General features: G+C 52.7%; 6 protein-coding genes. 5 read left to right on the top strand and 1 reads right to left on the bottom strand.

Translation table 11 applies throughout. The features are described 5' to 3' along the window. Positions 1-30: 30 nt before the first annotated feature. Positions 31-4,557, bottom strand: coding sequence for a M60 family metallopeptidase (locus ACO4R2_RS01920; protein ID WP_484768963.1), 4,527 nt, complete (start codon positions 4,555-4,557; stop codon positions 31-33). Positions 4,558-5,045: 488 nt separating this feature from the next. Between ACO4R2_RS01920 and ACO4R2_RS01915 the strand changes: the two genes are divergently transcribed. The 5 genes from ACO4R2_RS01915 to infB all read left to right on the top strand — a co-directional run bounded on the left by ACO4R2_RS01915 (position 5,046) and on the right by infB (position 13,075). Continuing rightward, entirely contained in the window at positions 5,046-7,277 is a 2,232-nt protein-coding gene (locus ACO4R2_RS01915; protein ID WP_484768962.1) for an anaerobic ribonucleoside triphosphate reductase, read from the top strand. A 13-nt stretch (positions 7,278-7,290) separates the two neighbouring features. Continuing rightward, positions 7,291-7,785: an anaerobic ribonucleoside-triphosphate reductase activating protein gene (nrdG, locus tag ACO4R2_RS01910; RefSeq protein WP_484768961.1), complete on the top strand. Its 495-nt coding sequence runs from the start codon at positions 7,291-7,293 to the stop codon at positions 7,783-7,785. Positions 7,786-8,066: 281 nt separating this feature from the next. Next, positions 8,067-8,534, top strand: coding sequence for a ribosome assembly cofactor RimP (gene rimP, locus ACO4R2_RS01905; RefSeq protein ID WP_484768960.1), 468 nt, complete (start codon positions 8,067-8,069; stop codon positions 8,532-8,534). A gap of 243 nt (positions 8,535-8,777) precedes the next feature. Continuing rightward, entirely contained in the window at positions 8,778-10,040 is a 1,263-nt protein-coding gene (gene nusA, locus ACO4R2_RS01900) for a transcription termination factor NusA (protein WP_484768959.1), read from the top strand. Between the two features lie 203 nt (positions 10,041-10,243). Then, on the top strand, positions 10,244-13,075 hold the full coding sequence (infB, locus tag ACO4R2_RS01895) for a translation initiation factor IF-2 (RefSeq protein WP_484768958.1): 2,832 nt from the start codon (positions 10,244-10,246) through the stop codon (positions 13,073-13,075). Positions 13,076-13,155 lie beyond the last annotated feature (80 nt).

Here is a 13,155-nt window from a genome sequence, read left to right as displayed (position 1 = left end):
CCCCTTTTGGGAAAGGACGAGATGGAGACTTTAACGCTTCAGTTGCTTCTGACCGTTTACGATGTAGAGGCCAGGACGGCTCACCTTGTTGAGGCGGCGACCCTGGAGGTCGTAGATGTCCTTCTGCTTGTTGTCCTCAGTGGCAGATGTGATGCCCGTGAGCGTCTGTGGGTCGAGGAGGAAAGCGCGAACGCCAGCGGCAGAAGCGGCAGAGATGTAGGCGCGATAGGGGTTGAGCGGCGCACCAGCAGTGTAGATGTAGAAGCCTAAGCGATCCTGGTCCGGACCAGCGCTAAAGGTGTATTGCGAACCATCGGCCAGTTGCGGCGTGTAAGTACCTGTCAGGACATTGGTCTGCGTGAGTTCCGGAGCTGGAGCAACGATATTGAGCGTGGCCATGGTGACTTCGTCCGACGGACTGATAAGCAGAACGCCCGTTCCGGCGGGGACGGTGGTGATGGCCGTTGTCTTGGCCGTGCTGCCCGCAATGCTGATGATGTTGGCGGTTACGCCGTTGTCCACAGTGTAGGCAAAAGGCATGTACGCCGTACTGTAAGCCGCATTCTCAAAGGGGATGAGCGGGAGGATGAGCGTAGTGGCCGGTTCGAGTTTCCATTTCGAACCACCAGCATCTCCTGTTTGGAAGCTGAGACTTGCTCCGCTTGCACTGCTATTCTGCCAATAGCTGTTGCCCAAGCCGTGGCCGTCCTTGGCATAAAGGGCATAGCTGTTGGCGTTCGAACGAAGCAGGAGGATGGGATAGGCCTGTTCCTGCGCATCTGTGGCCTTGAAAGTGTTGTTGGCCACATAGCGGTTGCCATGCCCCATGCGGATGGTGCCATCCGTGTTCTGTTCGAGCAAGAAAACGTTGGAAGGATTCATCATCGGTCTGTTGCCCGTTACGGAGAAGTTGCCGTCAGCGCCCAGCATGATATATTTGTTGGTCTGAGTGTTCTTCAGACGGAAATAACCGTTGAATTCTTCGGCAGAAGGAGCCGCTTCGACGATTACATTAGAACCCGCATCATCGTTTGCCGATGCTTGCCAGTATTTCAAGTAGCCCTCATTGGCGTACTTGTTGAAATAGCAGTTTTTGTCCTTCACCTTGATGCTAAAGCTTTTGCCCGAAGCGTCGTTCTGGTTGGCGATGATTTCCCAACGGTCTTCGGTGGTGCCCATAACAGGGTTGCCGCCGTTGTAGGTAGTGCCGAAGGTGAGCGACTGCTGCGTACCCGTTGCCGCGTTGAGGATGCGGAAGCCCTCGAAGGGGTTACCGATGAACGCCCATTGACTGTTGTTCGTGGCACTTGGGGCAGGGGTGAGCAGGTAGGGAGCTTTCGCCGTGTAGTTGATGTAGCCATCGCGCACCTTGAGGTAGTAGTAGCGCAAGTTTGTGGTTGTGCTCGGCAGGAAGGGACCTGTGAAATTATACTTCACCGTGACCACTGTGTTACCATTAGCCACCACGTTGGGCGTTGCAGGAATGAAGTTGACAAAGCGTTTTGTGTAAGCCTGCATATCCGCGGGGTAGGTCGTCACAGTAGAGCCTTTCGTGAGGTCGTTAGTGGTGAACGTGTGTAAGACATTGTTCTTGTTGTCCACCACCTTCCAAGTGATGGTGCTGCGGTCTTCGCCCTTCGTCATGAGCACATCTTCGCCGTTGCCCTGGGCAGCCTTGATGGTGTAGGGCTGACCTACGAGGCTCTCCGGCAGCGTGAACTTATTGGTGTTGGCCATGAAGACGAGGTTACCGTCCTTGTCGTAAACCTTAAAGCCTACTGCGCCCGTGCCCACAGCCTGGACAGCTCTGGGATTGGTGACTGATGTGGTGAACTCGTAGGCAGAGCAGGGTTGGTCGAAGCTGGTGTACTGACCCACATCGCCATGCTTGCCGATGAGGTTCTCCTCTTCGTCGCTGAACGCCGTTTTGAGTTCGCCCGGCTGGTGGCCTTCGTAGGTGGCCAAGGGAGCTGTGATACGGTCCTCGATAAAGGCAGCGTTGCCGCCGTTCTTGGTGAGGTGCATCGCCTTTACGCGCGCTTTGGATTCATCAATCATCTGCTGCGTGATCGTGATGTAGTAGTTGGAGTAGTCCCCTACGTGGTAGGCCTTCTGTGTGGTACCATTCAGTGTGTACTCTTGCATCGTCGGAATCTCAAAGAAGCCGTAAGCTTGGAAGAACTCCGTCATGTCGTAGCCGCTGACCTTACATACCGTTTCATAGAAGCGCAGATAGTCCTCCGTAGCCGGCACGAAAGTTTCGGCCCGCTGGTTGAGTTCAGGACCTTTGCGGAAAGCCTTGAAGAGGTTCGGATAGAAGGATGTGTCCTTACCTGTGGCGTGGAAGAAGAGATAGAGCTGATAGTAGAGATGGACACGTTCCCAGAGGCCGCGGTCGTTCCAGAACACGCCATTGGCCATGTTCTTCAGCGTTGTGGCAGTTGATGTGGCGCGACTCGTGTTGTGGCCTTGGCGGAATACGGCAATGTTGGAGAAGAGATTGGTGGAAATTTCCGTTTGGCCAATCATGTTGATGAGCTTCTGATGGATGTGGCCGTTTTCATGGGCCGGGCCCCACAGTGCACCACCGCTGGTGGTCATTTGGTTGGGGTTCATGATGGTGGACAAAGTACCATTATTGTAGTAAGTGCCGTAGTTGGAGGCAAACATATAGCTACGGTCGATACTCGTACAAGTGAGCATACTATTAAAGTAGCCCTTGTATTCCTCCAGTCCCATCATCTCGCGCTCCCAGTCGATGAGCGTGTTCCAGGTAGTAAGGAGTTTCGTCATCTCCGTAGGGCAGGCGCTCGTCACGCGGTCTTTGTTCATGTGGAAGATGAGTTGTTCCGTCTTGAGATCTAAGACGCTGCTGCCTTTGAGCAGATATTGCTGCAAATTGGCCCAATCCGTGTCGTTGTCGCCACGTGTCAGGTCGAAATAGCCGTTTATTGTGCCGCCCTCGATGTGTACATTAACCGGGGCGTAAGTGCTGAGCGGCGTGAAAGTGTTCTGATTGATGATATTGTTCACATCATAGTTGACGAAGACGGTGCCTTCTGCCGGTGAAGAGATCACGTTGTAGCCTTCTTTAAGTCCTATCTGTGTACCCGTAGCAGAGCCTTCGCCTACGATTTCGAGCTTCACTTTCTGTCCGGTCGGTATGCTACCGACATAGACCTGCAAGACGTCGTACTCTTTCACGCTGATACCCGTGGGGTTTGTCAGTTGGCCCAATCTGTAGTCCAGTTTTAGGATTTTCGCCCAGCCATCGTAGCCACCATAGCTATAGGCTTTGTAAGTACCCACACGGAAGGTTTTCTCCGTCTTGTCCCAACCAGCCTTGTAGACCTCCCAACTGTTGTTTCTCACTTTGAGAACCATCTGGCGAATGGTTTCGGGGAAGCCATCGGCCGTCAGCGCTGTTGTCAGATTAGCGGCAGACATGGTGGAGTAGGGATCTTTGAGTTCGGAGCACGAACCATCGGTGAAATACTTCGCCAATTTTGTGGTGTAAGCCGCGGTATTTGTTTGCAGCGTGCTCAGCGACTGGTATTCAGCCTGTGCAGCAGCCAGAGCGGAAGGATCAACGGTAGCCGTTTTGAAGTACCATCCTGTGGCGTCGGCGTTGGTGTGCCAGCCCACAACGGAATAGCCCTGCGATTCTGAACAGTGGAGGCCTCGCGTGGTCCCCTTATCGGCCAGTGTGTAGGTGGCAGTCCATTTATCGTTAAATTTAGCCAGCGTGAAAGTGCCTCCATTGGTGGAGGTGGTATATTCTTGCGACAGACTGCCCACATTATTGATGCGTTTGCCCGTCAAGACATTGACGAGGGCATAGTCATTCCCGCCTTTAGAGACGAGCTGCCAAATCTGCGCGAAGTTGTTGGCCTGCACCGCCTTTGCTGCAACGGTCGACGTACCCACGGCCTCTGTCATCACGCGGTCGCGGTAGCTTTTGTTCACGAGGTAGTAGTAAGTATTCGCCGTCGGCGTTGTCACGTAGCCCTGATTGAGGTTGCCCACGATGGTAGCCTCATTGAGGTCCGTGGCAGGTTGCAAAGTCCAGTCGGACGGCATGTTGTCCTGCGAAGCTCCCGCGTACCATTTCACCACATTGTGTTGCGCATCATCGTGTAGGCAAGACTTGTCGGAGAAGTCGGCTTTAGTGCTGATGGTGACAAAGGTGCTGTTGCCCGTGTTGTTTGCGCTGTACTTGATGTAAAAGAGCGTGCCGTCGTTCGTAAGAGCCTGCGGCGTTGGGTAGTCTTTTTCTTTGAGGTAGTGGCCCGTGGCCGCATTTTGGAGGTAGAAACCATTGCCCGACTTGCGGAGCACCCATGCTTGGGAGTAGTCCGTTGCGGAGAGTGGGGCAGTTCTTGCTGCACCGTTGTACTCCTGCATCACATAGTTGGCCGTGCGATTCCCGACAATGCGGAACACGCCGCCCGATTGCAAGTACTGATTGACCAGTGCTTGCCCCGTCTGCGCATGAGCCGTAGTGCCAACGCTCAGCGCCAGTACTATGGACAGGAGTGTTAGAAAGAAATGTTTCATTGAGTGTGATTGTTATTATAGAAATTATTATTTGTTCATCTGACCCGCCCTGCGCCACTTGCGGAGGGAATTAAGAAAATGTCCTGAATTTGTAGGTCTATTAAAATATGTGGGCGCGAAGATACAATAAAAAGAAGAGATAGCGATAAAAGAAGTCCACTTACTGAAGGATAGCATAGCGAGCGAAACGCTTCTAAAGTGTCTATGAAAGAGCAGTATAGAGATGATAAAAGTGAGCATAAATGTAGGATTCGTTATCACATTTGATTTTTATTTTTGAAAACTCTTGTTGAGATGAAAAATAAGAAAGTTTTCCAAAATAAAAATTAAAATATTGATTATTAGTATATTAAAAATTTAGTACAATAAAAAAGTTGTCCAAAACGATAATTTTCAAAATATGTTTCGTAATTTTGCGTCGCTAAAAAGTTAAGCCATGACGGGTTTGCTTTGAGGCAATAATTAACCTACTAAAACAGCAGAGAGAAATGATACAAACTGTAGTGAAACGCGACGGACGCATCGTCGGTTTCAACGAACAAAAAATCCAGGCAGCCATCAGAAAGGCGATGCTACACACAGACAAGGGGGAGGACGAAAGCCTCATCAACCTCGTTACGGACCATGTAAACTTCCGCGGCAAGAGTCAAATGACCGTAGAAGATATTCAAGACTCCGTTGAGAAGGAGCTGATGAAGAGTAAGCGCAAGGATGTGGCGCAGAAGTATATCGCCTATCGCAACCAGCGCAGCATAGCGCGCAAGGCAAAGACGCGCGACATCTTTATGAGTATCGTCAACGCCAAGAACAACGACATCACGCGCGAAAATGCCAATATGAACGCCGACACACCGGCCGGAATGATGATGAAGTTTGCTTCGGAAACCACCAAACCTTTTGTGGACGACTACCTCCTAAGCGAAGAAAGCCAAGAAGCTGTGCGCAACAACGTGCTCCATATTCATGATAAGGACTACTACCCCACAAAGAGTCTGACCTGTGTGCAACACCCGCTCGACATCATCTTGCAGCACGGCTTCACAGCAGGTCACGGCAGCAGTCGTCCAGCGAAGCGCATCGAGACCGCAGCTGTGTTGGCTTGCATCTCCTTAGAGACTTGCCAAAACGAGATGCACGGCGGTCAGGCTATCCCAGCTTTCGATTTCTATCTGGCTCCCTACGTGCGCTCCACTTATCAGGAGGAACTGAAGAATCTGGAAGCACTGACGGGCGAGTCACTCTCTGCTCTGTATGATGCTCCCGTTGATGATTATGAGCTGCGCCCCCTCGAAGGTTTGCAGGGCGAGGCGCGCCTACGTCAGCACGCAGTGAACAAGACAGTTAACCGTGTTCACCAAGCCATGGAAGCTTTCATTCATAATATGAATACCATCCATTCGCGCGGCGGTAATCAGGTAGTGTTCTCCAGCATCAACTACGGCACAGATACGAGTGCGGAAGGTCGCTGCGTTATGCGCGAAATCCTCAAGAGTACATACGAAGGCGTGGGCAATGGGGAGACGGCCATCTTCCCCATTCAGATTTGGAAGAAGAAACGCGGTGTCAATTATTTGCCCGAAGATCCCAACTACGACCTTTACCAGTTGGCTTGCAAGGTGACGGCGCGCCGTTTCTTCCCTAATTTCCTCAATCTCGATGCCACTTTCAATCAGCACTCCTCTTGGCGTGCCGACGATCCCGAACGCTATCGTTGGGAGGTGGCCACTATGGGCTGCCGCACACGTGTGTTCGAAAATCGTTTCGGACCAAAGACCAGCGTGGCGCGCGGCAATCTGAGTTTCTCCACGATCAATATCGTTCGTATGGCCATCGAATGTATGGGCATCAACAATAAGGAAGAGCGTATCAACGCTTTCTTCTCCAAGCTGGATAAAATGCTCGAGGTGACAGCACGCCAACTCGACGAGCGTTTACAGTTCCAGAAAACAGCCATGGCAAAGCAGTTCCCGCTGCTCATGAAGTATCTCTGGATTGATGCCGACCACCTCAAGCCCGAGGACTCTATCGAAAGTGTCATCAATCAAGGCACGCTCGGCATCGGCTTTATCGGACTGGCGGAATGCCTCAAGGCGCTCATCGGCCAACACCACGGCGAGAGCGAAGAAGCCCAGCAGTTGGGACTTCGCATAGTGACCTATATGCGCGATCGTGCCAACGAATTTAGCGAGCGTTATCAGCACAACTATTCTGTCCTGGCCACGCCGGCAGAGGGCTTGAGCGGCAAATTCACAAAGCGTGACCGCAAAGAATTTGGCCTGATTGAGGGCGTGACGGATCGTGACTACTACACGAACTCTAACCACGTGCCGGTTTACTACAAGTGCTCGGCACTTCACAAAGCCCAGGTGGAAGCTCCTTACCACGACCTGACGCGCGGTGGCCATATCTTCTATGTCGAAATAGACGGCGATGCTACGCACAACCCGCAGGTGATCATGAGCGTAGTGGACATGATGGACCGCTACAATATGGGCTACGGCTCTGTGAACCACAACCGCAATCGCTGCATGGACTGTGGTTACGAGAATGCGGAGGCCAATCTGGAAACGTGTCCTAAGTGTGGCAGCCAACATGTGGACCGCTTGCAGCGCATCACGGGCTACCTCGTGGGCACAACCGACCGCTGGAATTCTGGAAAACTCGCCGAACTGCACGACCGCGTGACCCACGTGGACACGCCTGCCGACGGCAAAAACTAACCCTCACGGCGCAATGATTTCCCTACTTCAGATAGTGCACGACACAATGGTGGACGGTCCGGGCTTCCGCACCTCCATCTATTGTGCTGGTTGCGAGAATCAGTGCCCTGGTTGCCACAATCCGCAATCGTGGGATATTCACCGCGGCACGCCGACGACGACGGAGCAAATCATGGCCGAAATAGAAAGCGATCCTTTTGCCAACGTCACATTCACCGGCGGCGACCCGATGTTTCAGCCCCAAGGCTTCCGCGAGTTGGCCGAAGCCATCCGCAGCCGTACGGATAAAACCATTTGGTGCTACACAGGCTACACCTTCGAGCAGCTCATTCGCAACGAGGCCCAACTCTCCCTCCTGCGCCTTTTGGATGTTCTCGTGGACGGCCGATATGTTGAGGCCCTGCGCGATACCGACCTCCCGTTTCGCGGAAGTAGCAACCAGCGCATTCTGGATGTGAAAAAATCTCTGGAACGAGGCGAAGCCGTGCCTTATTCTCTCGGTCTCTGACTGGTCGGACCAGTCTGACCAGTCTAACCAGTCCGATTTGTCCCATAAGGCTGTCAGCTGATACAATAAGGAAGTCAGCTGACAGCCTTATTGCGTCAGCCAACACAATAAGGCTACCGACGCACCGCTTTTGAGTGGGTCGGGACTTGCTTTTTGCCAGAAAAAACACTTTTTTTGCGAAAAATTTGCAGACTATATTATAAATGTGTAATTTTGCGGTGTCGTAGTGAGGGACTTAACAAAAGTTCCTCACTTCTTTTTAAGGACAACAACCCTATTACATGATAGACAAAAAGTTAGTAAAATCGCTGGTTGACGAATGGTTGGACGGTAAGGACTACTTTCTGACCGACCTCACTGTCAGTACTGACGATCGTATTGTGGTAGAAATTGACCACCAGGACGGCGTATGGATTGAAGACTGTGTAGAGCTGAGCAAATTTATCGAAGCTCATCTCGATCGCGAGGAAGCGGATTTCGAACTGGAAGTGGGCAGTGCCGGCATCGGTCAGCCTTTCAAGGTGCTCCGACAGTATGAAATTCATCAAGGCGACCGCGTGGAAGTGCTGACGCGTGAAGGAAAGAAACTTTCCGGCCTACTCAAAGAAGTGACACCCGAAAGCTGCGTGCTCACGGTTCAGGAGAAAAAGAAACTGGAAGGCGAGAAGCGCCCCAAGATGATGGATGTGGACTATACATTCCCATACTCCGACATCAAGGAGACCCGCCTCCTGATCGATTTCAAGTAGACTAACAGGTCCCCAAGCGGCTTGTTAGTCTCTTGGTATCAAGAGGATCAGTTTTCTTAAGAGCTCCAGTCCTCTCAAGAGGACCTCCGACAAGTCGGACCAGTCGGACAAATCGGACCCGTCGGACCAGTCCGAGAGCCAACCCTCTCAATAGGACCTCCGACCCGTCGGACCCGTCGGACCAGTCTGAGCCCACCAAGAAAAGACTCCCTCTCTCTCAGAAAAAACAAAACAAAACAATATATGGCAACTAAGAAAGTTGAGACAATCAGTCTCATCGACACATTCTCTGAATTCAAGGAGACGAAAAATATCGACCGCACGACACTCGTGAGCGTTCTCGAAGAGAGCTTCCGCAATGTCATCGCCAAGATTTTCGGCTCTGATGAAAACTTCGACGTGATTGTCAACCCCGACAAAGGCGACTGCGAAATCTATCGTAATCGCGAAGTCGTGGCCGACGGCGAAGTGACCGACGACAACAAACAGATTGCGCTCAGCGCAGCCCACGAAATCGACGAAGACTACGAAGTGGGCGAAGAAGTGAGTGAGCCCATCGAGTTTGCTAAGTTTGGCCGCCGCGCCATCCTGACGCTCCGCCAGACGCTGGCGAGCAAAGTGCTCGAACTCGAACACGACGCGCTCTACAACAAATACAAGGATCGCGTGGGCGAGATTATCTCTGCCGAGGTCTATCAGACTTGGAAGAACGAGACGCTCCTCGTTGACGATGAGAACAACGAACTGCTGCTGCCCAAGAGCCAGCAGATTCCCCGCGACTTCTTCCATAAGGGAGACACCGTGCGCGCCGTCATCGACCGCGTGGACAATGCCAACGGAAACCCGAAAATCTTCCTGAGCCGTACCAGTCCTGCATTCTTGCAGCGTCTGCTCGAGGCCGAAATCCCCGAGATTGCCGATGGCCTTATCAGTCTGCGCCGCATTGCCCGCATTCCGGGCGAACGCGCAAAGATTGCCGCTGAGAGCTACGACGACCGCATCGACCCCGTTGGTGCTTGCGTCGGCGTGAAGGGTAGCCGCATCCACGGTATCGTGCGCGAACTTCACAACGAGAACATCGACGTGATCAACTACACCACGAACACCGCCCTCTTTATCCAGCGCGCACTCAGTCCTGCACAAGTCAATCGCATCATCCTGGATGAGATAAACAAGAAAGCAGAGGTCTATCTCAATCCCGAAGAGGTGAGCCTGGCCATCGGTAAGGGCGGTATGAACATCAAGTTGGCTTCCATGCTGACAGAATACACCATTGACGTCTTCCGCGAGTCGGACAGCAACGAACCCGAGGAGGACGATATCTACCTCGACGAGTTCAACGACGAAATAGAGCAGTGGATCATCGACTCTATCAAGGGCATCGGTCTGCGCACAGCTAAGGACGTGCTCAATGCTCCTCGCGAAATGCTCATCGAAAAGGCCGACTTGGAGGAAGAGACCGTCGACGACGTGCTCCGCGTCCTTCGCGCCGAGTTCGAAGAATAACGAGCGTGAGACCGTCAAAAAATGTGCTGATGTAAGGTTCGGCAAACGAACCCAATGTGCTGATGTGGTAAGGGCCTGCGGGCTTGTTCGGAACAAAGGCATAAACACATTACTAAGCATCGGCACAGCACAAAAACAAACCATCAATAGCAGCACATTAGCACATCCCGCGGCAAAGCCGCACCTCATTTTAACAAACAAGCATGGCTATCAGATTAAATAAAGTTATCAAAGAATTCAACGTCGGAATGCAAACCGTCGTCGACTTTCTGGAAAAGAAAGGTCACAAGCTCGAGGAAGTAAACCCCAATACGAAGCTGACGGACGAACAGTACTCCTTGGTGAAAAAGGAGTTTCAAACCGATGAGCACCTCCGCAACGAAGCTGAAAAACTGCGCCAAACTCGACAAGAAGAGAAGCGACAGGAACAGCGCAAAAAGGAGAAAGCCAAGGAAGAACGCAAGAAGGCGGTAGAAATCAAAACCGAAATCCCACAGGTAGGGCCGAAAGTCGTAGGAAAGATTGACCTCGAACCGAAAGCCGCTACACCTGCCGAACAGCCCAAGAAAGAAGCTCCCAAGGCCGAGAAGCCTGCCGAGAAGAAAAAGCCTGAGGCTGCTCCAGCTCCTAAGGCCGAAAAACCACAGCCCAAAGCAGAACAACCCGAGAAGAAACCTGCTGAGGCTCCTGCAACTCCTGCTCCCAAAGCTGAGGCGAAAGCCGAGCCACAGAAGAAGCAGAAAGCCAGCGTGGAAGAACGTGCTCGCGAAATAGGCCAAGTGAAGGACGGCGTATTCGAACTCAAGTCAACGCCTGAACTACAAGGCCCGAAGGTGCTCGGCACTATCGACCTGGCAGCTATCAATGCCTCCACGCGTCCCAAGAAGAAAACGAAAGAAGAACGCCGCAAGGAGCGCGAAAACAAGCAGCAAAACGCTAACGGAGAAAAGAAAAAACGCAACCGCATCGGTGGTGGACAGCGCGTGGATATTAACGCGGCTGCCAATCAGCAAGGTGGCGGTGGAAACCGTAATCGCAACAACAATAACAACGCTAAGAACAACGGCAACAACCAGGGTGGCGGCAAGAAGAACAATCGCCGCGGTAAAGCTCCGGTGAAGCAAGAAGTTAGCGACGAAGATGTAGCAAAGCAGGTACGCGATACGCTTGCACGCCTCACTAATAAGTCCAAGACGAACAAAGGTGCAAAATACCGCAAGGAGAAACGCGAACAAGTGCGTGCCCAGGAAGAAGAGCTACGTCGGGAAGAAAAAGCAGAGAGCAAGGTGCTCAAGCTCACCGAGTTTGTGACAGCCAACGAGCTCGCAACGATGATGGATGTTCCCGTAACGAAAGTCATCGCTACGTGTATGAACATCGGTATGATGGTCAGCATCAACCAGCGTCTCGAAGCAGAGACCATCGATATTGTAGCCGAGGAATTTGGCTACAAGACCGAATACATCAGTGCAGAGGTGCAGGATGCTGTGGCCGAGGTGGAAGATGCTGAAGAAGATCTCAAGCCCCGCGCACCGATTGTCACGGTGATGGGTCACGTAGACCACGGTAAGACATCATTGCTCGACTACATCCGCAACGCCAACGTTATTGCCGGTGAGGCGGGTGGTATCACGCAGCACGTCGGAGCCTACAACGTGACGCTCGATAGCGGCCGAAACATCACCTTCTTGGATACGCCGGGTCACGAAGCCTTCACGGCCATGCGTGCCCGCGGTGCACAGGTCACCGACATTGCTATCATCATCATTGCAGCCGATGACGACATCATGCCGCAAACGAAAGAGGCCATCAACCACGCTATGGCGGCCAATGTGCCTATCGTTTTCGCCATCAACAAAATCGACAAGCCTGCTGCAAACCCCGATAAGATCAAGGAAAGCCTGGCAGCGATGAACTTCCTCGTGGAAGAGTGGGGCGGTAAGTACCAAAGTCAAGACATCAGTGCCAAGAAGGGCATCGGCGTTAAGGAATTGCTCGAGAAAGTACTCCTCGAAGCCGATATGCTTGAACTCAAGGCCAACCCGAACCGCAACGCCATGGGTACGATTATTGAATCCACCCTCGACAAGGGCCGCGGCTACACTGCCACAGTCCTCGTGAGCAACGGAACGCTCCGTCAGGGCGACATCGTACTGGCCGGAACGAGCTTCGGCCGCGTGAAAGCGCTCTTCAATGAGCGCGGAGGGCGCATCCAGGAGGTGGCCCCCGCTATGGCCGCTACGCTCCTCGGTTTCAATGGCGCACCGCAGGCCGGCGACCAGTTCCACGTGATGTCCTCTGAGCAAGAAGCGCGCGAGATTGCATCTAAGCGCGAACAGCTCCAGCGTGAGCAGGACCTCCGTACGCAGAAGATGCTGACGCTCGATGAAATCGGCCGCCGTCTCAAGCAGGGCGACTACCAAGAGCTCAATATCATCGTCAAGGGCGACGTGGACGGTTCTGTCGAAGCACTCTCCGACTCGTTTATCAAGCTCAGCACGCCGACCATTCAGGTCAATGTCATCCACAAGAGCGTGGGACAGATCAGCGAGAACGACGTGACGCTGGCGGCAGCCTCAGAAGCTGTCATCGTAGGCTTCCAGGTTCGTCCGAGTCAGGCAGCCCGCAAGTTGGCCGATAAGGAAGGTGTCGAAATTCGTCAATACTCCGTCATCTACGACGCTATCGACGATGTGCGCCAGGCTATGGAAGGTATGTTGAAGCCGATTGTCAAAGAACAGGTTACTTCTACCATCGACGTGCGCCAGGTTTACCACATCTCCAAGGTGGGTACTGTAGCCGGTGCTTATGTCTCCGACGGTAAGGTGAAGCGCACCGATAAGGCCCGCCTCATTCGCGACGGTATCGTAGTGTTCACCGGCGCTATCAACGCCCTGAAACGCTTTAAGGACGATGTGAAGGAAGTGAGCACGAACTTCGAGTGCGGTATCAGCCTTGCCAACTGCAACGACATCAAGGAGGGCGATATCATCGAGACCTACGAAGAAATCGAAATCAAGCAGAAACTGAAGTAAACAGCACGCGGACTGCTGACTTGCCGCAAACCCTTCTCCGCGAGAAGGGAGCGGCCGGCCAACACTCCAAAGGCACAGTT

The organism is Alloprevotella sp. (assembly GCF_057240785.1).
Note: the sequence above shows the minus strand (reverse complement) of the source record. Positions and strands in the feature narration are given on the sequence as shown.

Coding starts and splice junctions, on each gene's coding strand:
- ACO4R2_RS01920 (WP_484768963.1), bottom strand. CDS start 4,557: ATGAAACATTTCTTTCTAACACTCCTGTCCATAGTACTGGCGCTGAGC.
- ACO4R2_RS01915 (WP_484768962.1), top strand. CDS start 5,046: ATGATACAAACTGTAGTGAAACGCGACGGACGCATCGTCGGTTTCAAC.
- nrdG (WP_484768961.1), top strand. CDS start 7,291: ATGATTTCCCTACTTCAGATAGTGCACGACACAATGGTGGACGGTCCG.
- rimP (WP_484768960.1), top strand. CDS start 8,067: ATGATAGACAAAAAGTTAGTAAAATCGCTGGTTGACGAATGGTTGGAC.
- nusA (WP_484768959.1), top strand. CDS start 8,778: ATGGCAACTAAGAAAGTTGAGACAATCAGTCTCATCGACACATTCTCT.
- infB (WP_484768958.1), top strand. CDS start 10,244: ATGGCTATCAGATTAAATAAAGTTATCAAAGAATTCAACGTCGGAATG.